Annotated in this window: 15 protein-coding genes; 9 read left to right on the forward strand and 6 right to left on the reverse strand. The window is 62.2% G+C overall.

The window, feature by feature from the left end:
• Positions 1–3: 3 nt before the first annotated feature.
• From ACVJGD_RS02435 to ACVJGD_RS02460, 6 genes are all read right to left on the reverse strand, one after another.
• The gene (locus ACVJGD_RS02435; RefSeq protein WP_456632861.1) at positions 4–501 is read right to left on the reverse strand and encodes a tripartite tricarboxylate transporter TctB family protein; all 498 of its coding nucleotides are present in this window, start codon (positions 499–501) and stop codon (positions 4–6) included.
• A gap of 73 nt (positions 502–574) precedes the next feature.
• Positions 575–1,582, reverse strand: a complete 1,008-nt coding sequence (locus ACVJGD_RS02440) for a Bug family tripartite tricarboxylate transporter substrate binding protein (RefSeq protein WP_456632862.1) — start codon at positions 1,580–1,582, stop codon at positions 575–577.
• A 497-nt stretch (positions 1,583–2,079) separates the two neighbouring features.
• Positions 2,080–2,220, reverse strand: a complete 141-nt coding sequence (locus ACVJGD_RS02445) for a hypothetical protein (RefSeq protein WP_456640588.1) — start codon at positions 2,218–2,220, stop codon at positions 2,080–2,082.
• Positions 2,221–2,424: 204 nt separating this feature from the next.
• Positions 2,425–3,702, reverse strand: coding sequence for a formyl-CoA transferase (gene frc, locus ACVJGD_RS02450; protein ID WP_456632863.1), 1,278 nt, complete (start codon positions 3,700–3,702; stop codon positions 2,425–2,427).
• A gap of 158 nt (positions 3,703–3,860) precedes the next feature.
• Positions 3,861–5,591: an oxalyl-CoA decarboxylase gene (gene oxc / locus ACVJGD_RS02455; RefSeq protein ID WP_456632864.1), complete on the reverse strand. Its 1,731-nt coding sequence runs from the start codon at positions 5,589–5,591 to the stop codon at positions 3,861–3,863.
• Positions 5,592–5,652: 61 nt separating this feature from the next.
• The gene (locus tag ACVJGD_RS02460; RefSeq protein WP_456640142.1) at positions 5,653–6,348 is read right to left on the reverse strand and encodes a GntR family transcriptional regulator; all 696 of its coding nucleotides are present in this window, start codon (positions 6,346–6,348) and stop codon (positions 5,653–5,655) included.
• Positions 6,349–6,565: 217 nt separating this feature from the next.
• On the opposite strand from ACVJGD_RS02460, the gene ACVJGD_RS02465 reads away from it, so the two are divergent.
• The 9 genes from ACVJGD_RS02465 (at position 6,566) to ACVJGD_RS02505 (ending at position 16,993) form a co-directional block, all read left to right on the forward strand.
• The gene (locus ACVJGD_RS02465) at positions 6,566–8,695 is read left to right on the forward strand and encodes an acetate--CoA ligase family protein (protein ID WP_456632865.1); all 2,130 of its coding nucleotides are present in this window, start codon (positions 6,566–6,568) and stop codon (positions 8,693–8,695) included.
• A 116-nt stretch (positions 8,696–8,811) separates the two neighbouring features.
• Entirely contained in the window at positions 8,812–9,657 is an 846-nt protein-coding gene (locus ACVJGD_RS02470) for an IclR family transcriptional regulator (RefSeq protein ID WP_456632866.1), read from the forward strand.
• Between the two features lie 263 nt (positions 9,658–9,920).
• Positions 9,921–10,982 carry a ketopantoate reductase family protein gene (locus tag ACVJGD_RS02475; RefSeq protein WP_456632867.1) on the forward strand — a complete coding sequence of 354 codons (1,062 nt, stop codon included), beginning with the start codon at positions 9,921–9,923 and terminating at the stop codon, positions 10,980–10,982.
• A 320-nt stretch (positions 10,983–11,302) separates the two neighbouring features.
• Positions 11,303–13,606, forward strand: a complete 2,304-nt coding sequence (locus ACVJGD_RS02480; RefSeq protein WP_456632868.1) for a TonB-dependent receptor — start codon at positions 11,303–11,305, stop codon at positions 13,604–13,606.
• Between the two features lie 4 nt (positions 13,607–13,610).
• Positions 13,611–14,387: a cobalt ABC transporter substrate-binding protein gene (locus tag ACVJGD_RS02485; protein WP_456632869.1), complete on the forward strand. Its 777-nt coding sequence runs from the start codon at positions 13,611–13,613 to the stop codon at positions 14,385–14,387.
• Positions 14,384–14,665 carry a DUF3649 domain-containing protein gene (locus tag ACVJGD_RS02490; RefSeq protein ID WP_456632870.1) on the forward strand — a complete coding sequence of 94 codons (282 nt, stop codon included), beginning with the start codon at positions 14,384–14,386 and terminating at the stop codon, positions 14,663–14,665. The genes ACVJGD_RS02485 and ACVJGD_RS02490 overlap by 4 nt, the downstream gene beginning before the upstream one ends.
• A gap of 14 nt (positions 14,666–14,679) precedes the next feature.
• Positions 14,680–16,299 carry a PepSY-associated TM helix domain-containing protein gene (locus tag ACVJGD_RS02495; protein ID WP_456632871.1) on the forward strand — a complete coding sequence of 540 codons (1,620 nt, stop codon included), beginning with the start codon at positions 14,680–14,682 and terminating at the stop codon, positions 16,297–16,299.
• Positions 16,296–16,592 (forward strand): DUF3325 domain-containing protein, encoded by a 297-nt coding sequence (locus ACVJGD_RS02500; protein ID WP_456632872.1) that lies wholly within the window; start codon positions 16,296–16,298, stop codon positions 16,590–16,592. The genes ACVJGD_RS02495 and ACVJGD_RS02500 overlap by 4 nt, the downstream gene beginning before the upstream one ends.
• A gap of 236 nt (positions 16,593–16,828) precedes the next feature.
• Positions 16,829–16,993, forward strand: coding sequence for an ester cyclase (locus tag ACVJGD_RS02505; RefSeq protein ID WP_456632873.1), 165 nt, complete (start codon positions 16,829–16,831; stop codon positions 16,991–16,993).
• The last annotated feature ends 155 nt before the right edge of the window (positions 16,994–17,148 follow it).

Consider the following 17,148-nt stretch of genomic DNA (forward strand, 5'->3'; position numbering starts at 1 on the left):
TTTCTATAGGCCGAGCCAATCCTCGATGGGCCCTTTGGGAAGGGGGACCAGGAACCAGCGTTCGAAGACAAGATAGGTGACGATGGGCATGCCGAACGCAACGGCGACGGTCGGGAGCCATCGGTATCCGCCCAGCCACCGCATGAACCAGCCGATGAAAATGATCGAGGCGACGTAGAGCCCGACAAAGGGCATCGAACCGACATAAATCGCGGTGGGGACAACGACGCTCATCACCTGGCGAAGTTGTCCCCACTCCGCGAACAATCGGTCGTCATTGTCGTGCAGCGCGCTCCAGAGATTAATGGCGCTCGCGGCGACGATGGAGATTCCAATGTAGAAGGGAAAGAAACCCGCACGCGGGCCTTCTGCGCCCCAATTGATTCCGGCTTTCAAACTGCCGATGATCACGATAATGCCGAAGGCTGCAATCAGCAGCGCGACACCGGTTTCCACTGCCTTGTGTGCCGGGCCGGCAGCGTCTGATCTACGCGCAGTCATAAGGCCTCCAGGCTGAATCGTAATCTCGGGACTCGGGGCGAACGCTCGTCCGTGGTTGGTTGATCGCGCCGGATCAATTTCCCGGGGCGAGGAAGCCAGCCTCTTTCATCAATACCTCGTGGCGCTTTTGCTCCGCCTCGACCCACTTGGCGTAGTCGGCCCCGGTCAGGAAGGTGGTGTTGAATGCGCCGCTCTTCATGAAATCCTGCCACTCAGGGGTGGCGCGCACCTTCTTGAACAGTTCGACGTAATATTCGACCTGATCCTTGGTGGCTTTCGGCGACATGAAGATGCCGCGCAGCATCAGATACTCCATATCGAGCCCCTGCGATTTGCAGGTTGGAATATCCTTCCAGCTCTTGCCGTCGGCGATCGGCTCGTCATAGGCCATGGGCTGGGCGTCGAAGACGCAGAGCGGACGGAGCTTGCCGCCGCGCCATTGCGCTACGGCTTCGATCGGATTGTTGACGGTCGAATCGACGTGGTTGCCGACCAGTTGAACGGCGACTTCGCCGCCGCCCTTGTAGGGGATGTAGGTGAACTTGGTATCGATCGCCTTCTCAACGGCGACCGTGATGATCTGGTCCTCCTGCTTCGAGCCGGTGCCTCCCATTTTGAACGTGCCGGCCGGCGCTTTTTTTACGGCGTCGACGTAGTCGCTGACCTTGTTGTACGGTTTCTCGGCATTCACCCAGAGCACGAATTCATCGAGCGCCAGCATTGCGACGGGGGTCAGATCCTTCCAGTTGAAGGGAATCCCCGTTGCCAATGGCGTCGTGAAAAGGTTCGACAGTGTAATGACGATCTTGTGGGGATTGTTCGACGATGCCTTCACATCGAGAAAGCCTTCGCCTCCGGCGCCACCAGCCTTGTTGATGACGACCATCGGCTGTTTCATCAGATTGTGCTTGGTGACGATGCCCTGGATCGTGCGTGCCATCTGATCCGCACCGCCGCCTGTGCCGGCGGGTACGATGAACTCGACCGGACGAACCGGCTCCCAGGCGGCGGAGGCTTCAGTACCGCTCGCGCACAACGCTGCGACGGCCGCCAATGCAACATGCAGAATGGAATGCTTCATCTCGTGTCCTCCCTGTCGAACTTTGAACGCGCCGTTCTTTGCCGGCTTGCGATCGACCCGTCCCGATCACGTGCTTCGGGTCATGCGGCACCTTTCCGGTGATCGATCACCCGTTGCTATCGTGCTGCCGATTGGAACTGTATGAGGGTTGTTCAGTTGCGGCATCCGCTTCTTTCGAACAATGCTCGACTCTCGAGAGGGGCCGCGGGAAGGATGAAACCGCCCCCCGGGCCTCTCGCGCCGGACTGACCGCCCCCACGGTGCACCGCTCTTGAAGCGGTGGCTGTCGGCGAGCGTACTACCCTAAGGTATGCGACATACCAGCTTGCAAACAATCGGCGCTGTGGACCACTTTCCGAGCCACTTTGTCGCAGTTGCGCCGTTACCGGTCATTAAAAAAAGAATGGCCCCGGAGCAGGGGCCATTCTTTCAACATATCGATTTCGTCGGCGCCGTCTCGGCGGCATTCGCGCCAGAATCCCTGTTGCCACAGGGCCTTAGAGGCCGAAGCGCGGCAGATCGCCGTTGCGGAGGGAAATCTCGGCGCTCTTCATCAGCAGCCGGTCGATCGTGGCCAGCAAACGCCCCCACAGCGAGGTCGGGGCCGAAATGGCGATGGAAGCAGTCTTGGACATCATGTCCCCTCTTTGAAGTTGCAGCGGAATTCCGCTTCGTGATCTGGGGACTATTTATGTATACCAGATGCCAGGAGCAATGCATTTGTTTGCATAGCAGCATCCGTGTTTTGCAGTGCAGCATAGATCGCTTATTTGGCATTCCAAATAGCAAAACGGCCGCCCGGGGGTCCCCGGCGGCCGTTCCTTTTAAAGCCGATAGCTCCCTTACTCGGCCGCCTGCTTCTGCGGCGGGTCGAGCGCGCCGGAATCGTGGATTTCGGCGACCTGGTGATCGCTGAAGCCGAGCACCTGGCGCAGCACTTCGTCGGTGTGTTCGCCGAGCAGCGGGGAGCGAAGTACCTCGCTCGGGCTGTCCGACAGCTTGATCGGGTTGCCGACCGACAGATATTTGCCGCGGGTGGGGTGATCGACCTCAACCACGGTGCCGGTCGCGCGCAGCGACTGGTCTTCCGCGATCTCCTTCATCGACAGGATGGGTCCGCAAGGGATGTCGTCCTTGTTGAGGATTTCCATCGCCTCGAACTTGGTCTTCGTCATCGTCCACTGCTCGATGCGTGCGAAGATTTCATTCAGCCGCGACAGCCGGGCAGGCGGTTTGGCGTAATCGGGGTGGGTCTTCCAGCCGGGTTCGCCGATCACGTCGCAGATCTTTTCCCACACCGGCGCCTGGGTAATGAAGTAGATGTAGGCGTTGGGATCGGTCTCCCAGCCCTTGCATTTGAGGATGCGGCCGGGCTGGCCGCCGCCGGAATCATTGCCGGCGCGCGGTACCGCGTCGCCGAATGGAATGCCTTCACCATACTGGCTGTATTCTTTGAGCGGGCCGTGGGCGAGGCGCTGCTGGTCGCGCAGCTTGACGCGCGCGAGGTTGAGCACGCCGTCCTGCATTGCGGCGGTGACCTTTTGGCCGCGGCCAGTCATCGTGCGCTGGTAAAGCGCGGCGACAATGCCGAGCGCGAGATGCAGGCCGGTGCCGCTGTCGCCGATCTGCGCGCCGGTGACGAGCGGCAGGCCGTCGCGGAAGCCGGTGGTCGAGGCCGCGCCGCCGGTGCACTGCGCGACGTTCTCATAGACCTTGCAGTCTTCGTACGGGCCGGGACCAAAACCCTTGATCGAGGCCACGATCATCTTCGGGTTGATGCTGTTGATCTTCTCCCAGGGGAAACCCATGCGGTCGAGCACGCCGGGGCCGAAATTCTCCACCAGCACGTCGCATTTCTTGATCAGCGCGGTCAGGACTTCCTTGCCCTTCGGGTTCTTGGTGTCGAGCGTGATCGAGCGCTTGTTGTGGTTGAGCATGGTGAAATACAGGCTGTCCACGTTCGGGATGTCCTGCAACTGGCCACGCGTGATGTCGCCGACGCCGGGACGCTCGACCTTGATCACGTCGGCGCCGAACCAGGCCAGGAGCTGGGTGCAGGTCGGCCCCGACTGGACATGGGTGAAATCGAGAATACGAACGCCCGTAAGCGCCTTAGTCATCTGTCCTCTCCTTGTTACTACCTGTTGCTGTCATGCCCGCGAAGGCGGGCATCCAGTAATCACCGTCGATTCAGTCGGGCTCAGCGTTCGCCTCACGATAGCTCGGCGGCTACTGGATTCCCCGCATTCGCGGGGAATGACGCCGTCCGGTTGATCCGTCACTTCTTCTTCAGAACGCTCTGCGGATTGAGATTGCCGATGCGGCCGCTCTCCGAGCCCGCCGCCGGATCGATCACCGCGTTGATCAGGGTCGGCTTGCCGGAGTCCATCGCCGCATTGACGGCGCGCTTCAGTTCATCCGGCGAGGTCGCGTTGACGCCGACGCCGCCGAACGCCTCGATCATCTTGTCGTAGCGTGCGCCCTTCACGAACACCGTGGTTGCGGGATCGGCGCCGGCGGAATTCAGATCGGTGCCGCGATAGATGCCGTCATTGTTGAAAACGACGACGCAGACCGGCAGGTTGTAGCGGCAGATGGTCTCGATCTCCATGCCCGAGAAACCGAAGGCGCTGTCGCCTTCGACCGCGAGCACCGGCTTGCCGGTCTCGACCGCGGCGGCGATGGCGTAGCCCATGCCGATGCCCATCACGCCCCAGGTGCCGACATCGAGCCGCTTGCGCGGCTGGTACATGTCGATGACGCCGCGGGCGAGGTCGAGCGTGTTGGCGCCTTCGTTGACGAGGATGGCGTCGGGGCGCTCCTTGATGACGGTGCGGAGCACGCCGAGCGCGCCGTGATAATCCATCGGCGAGGCATTGCTCATCAGCTTCGGCGCCATCTTGGCGACGTTCTCGTCGCGCTTGGCGTTGACCTTGCCGGTCCAGTCGGAGGGCGCCGCCGGCCAGTTGCCGCCCATGCCCTCGAGCAGAGCAGTGACGCAGGAGCCGACATCGCCGACCACGGGGGCCGCGATCTCGACGTTGGAATCCATCTCCTTCGGCTCGATATCGACCTGGATGAATTTCTTCGGCGCTTCGCCCCAAGTCTTGCCCTTGCCATGCGAGAGCAGCCAGTTGAGACGGGCGCCGATCAGCATCACCACGTCGGCGTCCTTCAGCACGGTCGAGCGCGCGGCTCCGGCGGATTGCGGATGCGTGTCGGGCAGGAGGCCTTTGGCCATGCTCATCTGCAGGAACGGCACGCCGCTCTTTTCGACGAAGCTGCGGATCGCCTCATCGGCCTGCGCGTAGGCCGCGCCCTTGCCGAGGATGATCAGCGGACGCTTCGCGCCCTTGAGCACGTCGAGCGCGCGTTTGATCGCCGGCGGGGCAGGGATCTGCGCCGGCGCCGCGTCGATCACCTTCACCAGCGACCTCTGGCCGGCTTCGGCGTTCATCACCTGCGAGAACAGTTTTGCCGGCAGGTCGAGATAGACGCCGCCCGGACGGCCGGACACGGCGGCGCGGATCGCGCGCGCGAAGCCGATGCCGATATCCTGGGCGTGCAGCACGCGGAATGCCGCCTTGCAGAGCGGTTTCGCAATCGCGAGCTGATCCATCTCCTCATAGTCGCCCTGCTGCAGGTCGACGATCTCGCGTTCCGAGGAACCAGAGACGAGAATCATCGGGAAGCAGTTGGTGGTGGCGTGCGCGAGCGCGGTGAGGCCGTTGAGGAAACCGGGCGCCGACACCGTAAGACAGACGCCGGGCTTCTTGGTCAGGAAGCCCGCGATCGCCGCCGCGTAGCCTGCGTTCTGCTCATGGCGGAACGACAAGACGCGAATGCCCGCCGCCTGCGCCATGCGGCCGAGATCCGTGATCGGAATGCCCGGCACGCCATAGATGGTGTCGATGCCGTTCAGCTTGAGCGCGTCGATGACGAGGTGAAAGCCGTCCGTCAGCTCTTGTTCCGTGGCCGGTGCTTCGGTCTTGGCGGCGGTATTTAGCATTGGCCTGGTCTCCCTCTGGCTTTTTTGGTTCGCACGAGTTCGTCGTCTTCTGAGTGACGCCTTAAGTGAAAAGTTCCTGGCCGTGCGCTTCGACGTAAGCGGCAAGGCCAAGCGTGTGGTCGCGCGCGCGCTTTTCCGCGAGCTCAGTGTCGCGCGCTTCCAGCGCCTCGATGATGCCGAGATGCTCGGGTAGCGATGTCGCCGTGCGATCCTTCCGCCCGATCGTGAGCTGCCGGTAGCCGCGCACATGCAACAGGATGTCGTTGGTCATATCGACCAGGACCTGATTCTCGGACAGCGAGATCAGCGCCTGATGGAAGGCGATGTTGGCCTTGGAATATTCCTCGATATGATCTTCCGGCCGGCGATCGTTGTTGAAATCCTTGAAGAAGTCGCGCAGCGCGGTGATGTCCTTCTTGCGCGCGGTGGTCGTGATTAACCGTGCGGCCATGCTCTCGAGCGCGGCCCAGGCGCGGATCATGTCGACGATCTCCGCCTTGGTGCGGCGGACCACGACGATGCCGCGGCGCGGCACGGTTTTGACGAAACCGTCCTGCTCGAGCATGGCGATCGCTTCGCGGATCGGGGTGCGGCTGACGCCGAGGCGCTCGGACAGCGCGCGCTCGTCGAGCATCACCGGCTCGGGCGTCGCATAGATGTCCATCTTGAGAATAGCTTCCTTCAAGGCTTCATAAGCCTTGTTCTTGAAGCTCGTCTCTGGTGCGATGCGGACGATCGCAATATCTGCCTCAGCCATAACAGGCGATGCCTTGGTTTCCTTCGGTGTTGGCACGACTCGTCTCCTCCGTTTGGGAGACGCCTTCTTAGCAGAAGAAATGCCGTCAGGTTTTTGGCATGCCAAATACCAGAATGTCAAGTTGCCCTTGTTTTCTGCATCCGGCCAGAGAAGACCGGCTTGACTTTTTGGCTTCTGGCATACCAAATGCCATGAAATTTGTCCCAGGAGGAAGCCCATGTCAAATTCAAAAGATGCAGTCCGCAAAGTTCTCGACGCGGTCAAAGCGGACAAGCGCACGAGCCTGACGGCGCCGGAGGGCAAATTGGTCTGCGATGCCTACGGGATCCCGGTCCCGAAGGAGGACGTCGCCAAGTCCGCGGCGGAGGCGGCGCGAATCGCGTCCGGCATGGGTTTTCCGGTGGTGATGAAGATCGTCTCGCCGGACATCCTCCACAAGACCGAGGCCGGCGGCGTCGTGGTCGGCGTCAAGACCGCCGCCGACGCCGAGAAGACCTTTGAGACGATCCTCGCCAACGCCAAGAAGTACAAGGCTGACGCCAAGATCGAGGGCGTGCAGGTCCAGCAGATGCTGGGCGGCGGCACCGAGGTGATCATCGGCTCGATCACCGACGGCTCATTCGGCAAGCTGGTCGCCTTCGGCCTCGGCGGCGTGCTGGTGGAAGTGCTGAAGGACATCACCTTCCGCCTGGCGCCCGCGACCAAGGAAGATGCGCTGTCGATGCTCGACGGCATCCAGGCGCATGAGATGTTGAAGGGCGTGCGCGGCGGCGATCCCGTCAATCGCGAGGCGCTCGCTGATGTCATCGTCAAGGTCTCGCGGCTGGTCAGCGATTTCCCTGAGATCGTCGAGCTCGACCTCAATCCCGTGTTCGCCACCAAGAAGGACGCGATCGCCGCCGACGTGCGCATCGTCGTCGATTTCAATTACAAGCCGCGCCCGGCGCCGCGCCCGACCGAGGAAATCGTCGCCGCGATGAACCGCATCATGCAGCCGAAGGCGGTCGCCGTGATCGGCGCCTCCGCCGAGGACGGCAAGATCGGCAACTCCGTGATGAAGAACCTCATCAACGGCGGCTACAAGGGCGAGATCTATCCGATCCACCCGAAGGCGCCCGAGATCCTCGGCTACAAGGCCTATAAGAGCGTCAAGGATGTGCCGGGGGTGATCGACGTCGCGGTGTTCGCGATCCCTGCGAAATTCGTCGCGGCTGCGCTTGCCGAATGCGGCGAGAAGAAAATCCCCGGCGCCGTGCTGATCCCGTCCGGCTTCGCCGAAGCCGGCGCGCCCGAATTGCAGGCCGAGATCGTCGAGGTCGGCAAGAAGTACGACATCCGCCTGATGGGGCCGAACATCTACGGCTTCTATTACACGCCGGCCAATCTCTGCGCGACGTTCTGCACGGCCTACGACGTCAAGGGCCACGCGGCGCTGTCGTCGCAATCGGGCGGCATCGGCATGGCGATCATCGGCTTCTCGCGCTCGGCGAAGATGGGCGTTTCCGCGATCGTCGGCCTCGGCAACAAGTCCGATATCGACGAGGACGATCTGCTCGCCTTCTTCGAGCAGGACCCGAACACCAATTTGATCGCTCAGCACTGCGAAGACCTGAAGGACGGCCGCGCCTTTGCGGAGGCCGCCAAGCGGGTCTCGAAGAAGAAGCCGGTGATCGTGCTGAAGGCCGGCCGCACTTCCGCGGGTGCGAAGGCGGCGTCCTCGCACACCGGCGCGCTCGCCGGCAACGACAAGATCTATGAGGACGTGTTCAAGCAGTCCGGCGTGATCCGCGCCCGCAGCCTGCGGCAACTGCTCGAATTCGCCCGCGGCGTGCCGGTGCTGCCGACGCCGAAGGGCGAGAACGTGCTGATCATCACCGGCGCCGGCGGCTCCGGTGTGCTGCTGTCCGACTCCGTCGTCGACAACGGCCTGTCGCTGATGTCGATGCCGCCGGATCTCGATGCGGCCTTCCGCAAGTTCATCCCGCCATTCGGCGCCGCCGGCAATCCCGTCGACATCACCGGCGGCGAGCCGCCGATCACCTATGTCAACACGGTGAAGCTCGGCCTGTCGGATGAGCGCATCCACGCGCTGATCCTCGGCTACTGGCACACCATCGTGACGCCGCCGATGGTGTTCGCGCGCAACATGGTCGAGGTGAAGAAGGAGATGGAGGCCAAGGGCTTCGTAAAGCCGATGGTGGCCTCGCTTGCCGGCGACGTCGAGGTCGAGGAGGCGGCCGAGTATCTCTACCAGAACGGCATCCCGGCCTATGCCTATTCGACCGAACTGCCGGTCGAGGTGCTCGGCGCCAAGTACAAATGGGCGCGCGGCGCGGGCCTGCTGTAACGAACGTGAAAATGCCGCTTCGGAGCGACCCGGAGCGGCATTCTCGGTCCAGGGGCCGAACAAACCGGCCAATTCGATAGCGAACGCGTCTTCCGTAACGGCTGAAGCAGGTCGCGATGAAGAGGGACGTGATCCGGCGCAAAGCGCTTGCGCCGAAATCCACCACCGACGATCAGGAAGGGCGCGACGGCGGCGTGCAGTCCGTCGACCGCGCGCTCTCGATCATCGAGACGCTCGCCGAAGACGACGAAGGCTATCGCCTGAGCGATCTCGCGATCCGCACGGGGCTGTCGACCTCGACCGTGCACCGTCTGCTGGCGACGCTCGAGAGCCGCCGCTTCGTGCAATTCGACCGTATCGAATCGAAATGGCACGTCGGCGCCCGCAGCTTCACGGTCGGCGCCACCTTTGCCAGGCGCCGCAACTTCACCGCCCAGGCGGTGCCGTACTTGCGGAAATTGCGCGACCTTACGCGCGAGACCGCCAACCTCGCCGTGGTCGACGACGAGTTCATCGTCGTGCTGACCCGCATGGAGAGCCGCGAGATCATGCGTTCGCTGACCAAGGTCGGCGGCCGCGTGGCGATGGTGGCATCCGGCGTCGGCAAGGCGGTGCTGGCGACCTATTCGGATGAGGACGTCGGCGCGATCATCCGCCACCACGGCATGCCGCGCCTGACCGAGAAGACCATCACGCGGCCGAGCGACCTGTTCCGGGAACTCGAACGTGTCCGCCGCCAGGGCTACGCCGTCGACGACGAGGAAGCCTGCATGGGGCTGCGCTGCATCGCCGCCGTCGTCTACAACGATTGCAGCGAGCCCTTGGCGGCCATCTCGGTATCCGGCATGACCAGCCGCCTGACCGACGACCGCCTGGCCGCGCTCGGCCAGACCGTGCGCGACGTGGCGGCTGAGCTCACAGTTGCGCTCGGTGGCGCGATGCCTGCGATGAAGCCTGACTGATCAGGTTGAATCGGCTGCGGATTGCTTTCACCTCTCCCACCTGCGGGAGAGGTCGGCGCGTAGCGCCGGGTGAGGGCTCTCTCCACTTTGGGGAGTCCCAATGCGGAGACACCCCTCACCCCGACCCTCTCCCGCAAGCGGGAGAGGGAGCGCAGCCTTGCCGGTTCTGCGTTTCAACCTGATCGCCGATTGCTCTAAAGTGCCTAGCAACGGGCCAGCGGACCGGTTGTTCCCTGGCCGCAAGAAAATGCCGGGGAGAAAGCATGGGTCGGAAGATCGCTATCGTCGGAGCTGGTGCCGTCGGCGGATATGTGGGTGCTCATATGGTGCAGGCGGGTGAGGACGTCACGTTCATCGATCCCTGGCCCGAGCACATCGAGCACATGAGGAAGCACGGACTGCGCGTCACCCACGCGAGGGACATCGCGGAGTTCTCGGTTGCCGTGCGCGTGCTGCACATCACGGACGCGCAGCAACTCGCCAGGGAAAAGCCGGTCGACATCGCCTTCGTCTGCATGAAATCCTACGACACTGCCTGGGCGACCATGCTGATCCAGCAGTATCTGGCGCCGGACGGCTATGTCGTATCGCTGCAGAACTGCATGAACGAAGAGACGATTGCCGGCATCGTCGGCTGGGGCAAGACGCTTGGATGCATTGCCAGCAGCATCACCGTCAACCTGCCTGAGCCCGGCCATATCCACCGGGGCGCCGGCAAGGGCGGGGCGGCGCACACGGTATTTCGCGCCGGTGAAGTGCACGGTCGTCTCACGGCGCGGGCGGAGGAAATTTGCCGTCTGGTGGGCTACTCCGACAGCGCGAAAGTAACCGGCAATCTGTGGGGCGAGCGCTGGTCGAAACTGGTCGCCAACGTCATGGGCAATGGGCTCTCGGCCTGCACGGGCCTCTCGGGCGGTGACATGCTGCAGAGCGGGCCGATCCGCCGTTTCTCCACCCGGCTCGGCAGCGAAGCGATCCGCGTCGGCCAGGCGCTCGGCTATCAATTGGAGGAGATCCTGCATTTGCCGCCCGAGACGATCGCACGTGCCGGAGAAGGCGACGAGGCGGCGATGCACATCTGCGACGAGCAGCGCTTCAAGGACGGCAAGCGCACCTCTTCCGAGCAGCGTCCCTCGATGGGCCAGGACATGCAGAAGGGCCGCCGCACCGAGATCGAATTCCTCAACGGTTTGGTGGTGCGCGAGGGCGAGAAGATTGGCGTGACCTGCACGGCCAATGCTGTACTGACTGATATCGTCAAGCGCGTGGAGCGTCATGAGCTGAGCCCGGATCCGCGGCACATCACGGAGCTGCGATTGAACTGATCTGCCTTGCTCGCTTTGATGCGCGCGGCCAGACCACTCCTCATCACAACCAACAATCGAGTCCAAGAAAATAGCGAGCTGCTGATGCCGCAAAGCGCATATCAAGCGGAGTCACGTGTGAGCTAGCACAACCTTCACTCCTCACCGCGTCAAAGCGCCGCAATGCTGCACGATGAGTTGTCAGTATTGGCTTACTGGAGAGGTTGGAGACTGGACGCAGAAACTCTTACGCGAATGCATCAATAGATTCTAAATCGCTCTCGTTGCCTTCGCACCTCCGATTTCCTAGTCGGATATCGACTAAGTGAACTGGGGGCGTTGTGAGCAGTTTCAAGAACTATAAGAGCCGCGTGTATGCTGGCGTGGCGACGAGCGTTGTTTCGTTGTGCCTGACAAGTATGGAAGCTTCCGAGAGCAGGGCGCAGAGCGCAGCGCCGCACGCGTTGCCTCCGGTTGCCGTCGATGCGCCTCAACAGAGGTCGCGGGTGATGTCCACCGCGCGGCCTCGTGGCACGATTCAGCGCTCTTCGCGAGTCGCACCTCGGCAGCGGACCGAACAGCCTCCTGCGCCGGTCACCACGATGGGATCGACCCGGACGATCGGAGCTCCGGCGCCAGCCTATGCTGGCGGCCAAGTGGCGCAGGGTGGAACGCTCGGCCTGCTCGGAAGCACGAACGTCATGAATGTGCCGTTCAGCACAGTCAATTTTACCTCTCAACTGATTGAGAATCAGCAGGCGCGGACAGCGGCGGATACGCTGATCAACGACGCTTCGGTCCGACTCACCACGGGCAGCAACGGGTTCGACGACACGTTCCAGATCCGCGGCTTTCCCGTGCCTGCCGGTGACGTTGGTTTCAACGGTCTCTACGGTCTGGTGTCCTCCAGTCGCGTGCCGGCCCAGATCATCGAGCGGATCGAGCTGCTCAAGGGGCCCGGTGCGCTGATCAACGGCATGGCCCCCGGCGGCAGCGTCGGCGGCGGCATCAACATCGTCAGCAAACGCGCGCTCGAGGTGCCTTTCACGCGCGTGACGCCGATCTTCATGAGCGCCGGCAACTACGGTGTCTATCTGGACACCAGCCGCCGCTTCGGTGAAAACAAGGAGTGGGGCGTTCGGTTCAACGGAGTGGGGCGCAATGGCGAAGCCTCGATCGACGATGGAAACTGGCGGACCGGTCTCGGTGCGTTGTCGCTCGACTATCGCGGGGAGCGCCTGCGCTGGACGCTCGATGCGATTTCGCAGAACGACGACACCAAGAATTTCCGTCCGCAGATGACCATTCAGGGCACGGTGCCCTTCATTCCTGCTCCGCCCGACGCGCGCAGCAACTGGTACCCAGGGACGATGCTCCGTCAGAGAGACAATACCATCGCCTCGGGCATCGAATACGATCTGACCGAATCGCTGACGGCCTATGCGGGCCTCGGCTATCGTGAGGGTGAGAACGCACAGACGTTCCCTGATTCCCGTGTCACCGGTTTCCCCGGCGGTATAGACGCTCTCGGCAATTTCAGGCTCATCAACGCCTATTATGACTCCTACACCAAGACGACGAGCGGCAACGCAGGCATACGGTCGCGTTTCGAAGTAGGCCCCGTCAGTCATGCGGTCAATTTCGCATTTACCGGCTATTATCAGGAGAACGGCAATGCATATGTTGCCAATACGCCGGCGCAATCGGTCCCATCGAATATCTACAATCCGTCCCCCCTTCCGGTGGTCACCGGCGCGCGCCTGCCGCCGCGATTGGCTAACGAGATAACGCTCAGGAGCGTCGCGCTCGCCGACACGATGTCATTTCTGAATGATGCGATCTTGGTGACTGTTGGTGCTCGTCACCAGAGGGTGGAACAGGATGCCTTCAGCACCACCACCGGTCTCAGGACAAGCAGCTACGGGGCGGAAGCGCTGACACCGCTTGCCGGCGTGGTCGTCAAGCCCTGGCATAATGTTTCACTCTACGCGAACTACGCTGAAGGACTGAGTCAAGGCACCATCGTCGGTCCCGGCTACAGCAACACCGGTACTGTGCTTGCCCCATTCAAGTCGAAGCAGCAGGAAGCGGGCGTCAAGGTGGACTGGGGCACCATTATGACGACTGCGGCGGTATTCCAGATTACGCGACCCAGCCAGATCCGGACAGCATCCAACGCACTGGCCTATGACGGCGAACAGCGTAATCGCGGCGTGGAGCTGTCCGCTTACGGCCTGTTGCTGCCCGGCCTGCGCGGTATGGCCAGCGCAACCTTCCTGCAGCCGGAGCTGACAAACCCGACCAACCCCTTGGAGCGCGGCAACGACGCACCGGGCGTGCCGGACAGGACGTTCTCCGCCGGTCTCGACTGGGACACTCCCTGGGTCACGGGCCTCGCTCTCAACGGACGGGTGATCTATACGTCAGGCTCCTATCTCACCAGCGCCAATCTCCTGCGATTCCCCGACTGGACCCGTGTCGACATCGGCGCGCGCTATACGACGACGGCGCTCAACGGCCGGCCCGTCACGATACGCGCCAACATCGAAAACGTGACCGGCGAGAACTACTGGCTCACGACCGGCACATTCGTGACGGTGGGGTCGCCTCGAACCTACATCGTATCCGCGGCATTCGATTTCTAATGGAATGCGTGCGCAACCCGCTCACTCCGGGCGCTGTCCCAAGGTGTTTGTCATGACAAAGCTCTTCATCGCCGTAGTTGCCCTGCTTGGCGTGACCACGCCCGTTCAGGCCCACCAGATCTGGATCGAGCAGCCCGAAGGGCAGAATGCCGTCGTTCGCTTTGGCGAATTCGGCGAGAACCTTCGCGAAGTGTCACCGGGGTTGCTCGACAAGTTTGCAAAAGTGGCCGGCACGCTCATCTCCACCAAGGGTGAGCAGAAGTCCGATGCCACAAAGACCGCAAACGGCTTCACGCTGCCATTCAAGGTTGCGCCCGGTGACGGCATCGTGGCGGAAGACGCGAGCTACCCGCTCTACGTCTGGAAGCAACAAGGCAAAGACGTCACGAACTGGTTCTATCCTGCTGCGCGCTTCATCACCAACTTTGCCGCGCAGCAGCCCAAGCTCGTCTTGGACCTCGTGCCTACCGGTCAGGAAGGCCAATTCAAGCTCACCTTCAAGGACCAACCCAAGGCCAAGACCAAGGTGACGCTGGTAACGGAATCGGGCTGGTCCAAGGAAGGTCACACCGACGATCAGGGCCTCGTAAAGTTTGATATGCCTTGGAAAGGCGTCTACGTCGCTGAAGTCAGCTTCAACGACCGCAGCGTAGGCGAACGTGCGGGGACGAACGGCGCTGAGAGGTATGATGCCGTGAGCTATGTCACCACCGTGACCTATGTGAATGTCAACGGCCTTGCACCAATTCCCGCGGGCCCGCCGGCAACTCCGGGGAAATGAATGTCCTGATGCATCGGCTTCGCTCCACGGGCCCGCTCATTTCGCGCATCGTCGCCGCCCTGCTTGGCGGCTATGCGCTGGCCGCGCTCAGCAGCGTCGCCGTGCTCGCTTTGCCCATGAGCAAGCCTCAGGCCGTGCTCACCGGCATGCTGGCGAGCTTCGCCATCTACGCCGGTGCCGTCATCTGGGTCTTTGCAGTGCGCAGCGCACTGAAGGCCTGGGCGGGCCTGATCGTCATGGCCCTGCCGCTGTCGCTGGCGGCGTGGTCTGTTTCCTGACGAAGGGCCGACGCATGAAGACCGATGTGCGAGTTGCTAGCCCCGGCATCCGGCAAAGCATGTCCAGCTTGCATACGTGGGCTGGCCTTCTGCTCGGCTGGATTCTGTATGCGATGTTTCTCACGGGCACAGTGTCCTATTTCAAGGACGAACTGTCGCAATGGATGCGGCCGGAGCTGTCGCGTCTGGCCCAGATTCCTGACAAGGCGGTGGTGGCACAGCGAATTGCAGACGAGCTTGGCAACATCGCTGCCGGAACCTCGCAGTGGAGCATGCGCCTGCCCGACGCGCGCAATAACAGTGTCTATGCCTTCTGGCGCACACCCATACCCAGTCCGGGCGAGCGCGGTTTCGCCGAAGCCAATTTCGATCCCGCCACCGGCCAGAGAGTTACCTCACGCGGCACGCTGGGCGGCGAGTTTTTCTACCGTTTCCACTTCCAATTCCACTACATGCCGGTGATATGGGGCAGGTGGCTCGCGGGTGCGGCCGCAATGTTCATGCTCGTGGCCATTGTGAGTGGCGTCATCACCCATAAGAAGATCTTCGTTGATTTCTTCACCTTCCGCTGGGGCAAAGGACAGCGCTCCTGGCTGGACGCTCACAACGCCTTTTCGGTGTTCGGGCTGCCGTTCCATTTCATGATCACTTACACTGGATTGGTGACCTTGATGGCGCTCTACATGCCCTGGGGCGAGCGCGTGGCATTCAAGAGCCCGGCAGAGCGGCAGCAACTTAACGCCGAACTCAGTGCCTTCATCCAGCCGGGCAGACCCAGCGGGCAGAAAGTGCCACTGGCATCGGTCGAGGATATGGTGCGGCAGGCCCAGGAACGCTGGGGCCGGGATAATGTGGGGCGCGTCAATGCCGTTCATCCCGGAGATGCGGCAGCGCGTGTGGCTGTGACGCGAGGAGAAGCGGGCCGCGTTTCCATGAGTCCGCAATATATAGAGTTCGACGGCGCCACCGGCAGACTGCTGGCGGTCCACGAGCATGTGGGGGCTGCGGCCGAAACCCGAGGCGTATTTTATGCGCTCCACTTGGGACGCTTCAGCGACACCGTCACGCGGTGCCTGTACTTTCTGGTGAGCTTCATGGGTACGGCGATGGTCGGTACCGGCCTGGTGATGTGGACCGTAAAGCGGCGACAGAAGCTGCCAGATCCGGATCGCCCTTATTTTGGCTTCCGCCTTGTGGAGCGGCTGAACATCGCGTGCATCGCCGGCCTGTCGATCGCAATGACTTCATTCTTGTGGGCCAACCGCCTGCTGCCACACCCGTTGGAGGGCCGCGCAGACTGGGAGATTCATTCGTTCTTCCTCGTCTGGGCCCTGACACTGCTGCATGCCCTGGCGCGTCCCGCCAGGTCAGCCTGGGTCGAGCAATTATGGGCGGCATCGACGCTGCTGTTTCTCTTGCCTGTCCTCAACGCCGTGACGACGCAGCGTTCGCTGTGGCACAGTCTGGCCGAAGGCGACTGGGTCTTCGCCGGTGTGGATCTCATGTGCTGGGCGCTCGCTGTGCTCCATGCCGTCCTGGCGATACGCACCGCTCGGCTGGACAGATCGCAGGTCAGGCGCAAGACAAGCCGCGAGGCTCTGACCGCCGTTGCGTCCGGCGAGGCAGCGGGATGAGTCATCTCCTGTCCTTTGCACTGTGCTTGGCAGGGTTCACCGCGCTGGCGTTTGCCATGAATCGCCAGCAGCGCGATATCTTCGGCAGGCGCCTGCGGTCGACCACGACATACGTCCATCGCATTGCCGGCGTATGCGCTCTGCTTTTTGCGCTCGGCGTCCTTGTCGCGCGGCAGGGCTGGAGCCTTGGCATCGTGATGTTCAGCGGTCACGCCAGTATAGCGTCCGGTATCGTGTTTTGCGCGCTTATCGGAGGTGCGAGGATGTTTGCCCGCAAATTACCGCACCGATAGAACGAGTTGCGGTGCTGAGCGGGCTCGAGAATTATTGTCCCCAGGCGGCCAGGTGAGCCGCACCTCAGTCCGTGATATCCGGATGGGAGCATTTCGACCGCATTGGAGATAGGTCCTATCCGATTTACCCGCGACAAGTGAGGGTGAGACAATGACAAGGCAGGAGAAGCAGGCACTGATCGAGCGTTTGCACGACATCTGGAGCACTGGCGATACCCGCTCGATCCACGAGGTGCATGCCGCCTGCCAGCGGTCGTCGGATTGAGGTCGATGAACTGTCGATCTTCCGAATCAGCGATGGACGCGTCGTGGAGCAATGGTGCCTCAACGACGATCTTGCCTTCGGCAAGCAGATACGAGGCGAACCTCTCAGCGTGCAATCCCACGAACTGCCGGGTTGATGCGGACATGTCCGATTTGGGCGCAGCGATGTCCGGTCCACTGCAGCTATCGGACGTGACAACGGCTTCGTCGCGTTTCGGCTTGGGGCTAACAGGCGACTTGGGATCGCATCGATAAATGAAAGAGGCCGCCAACTGAGGCGGCCCCTGGGAAG

The organism is Bradyrhizobium sp. USDA 10063, from assembly GCF_054063735.1.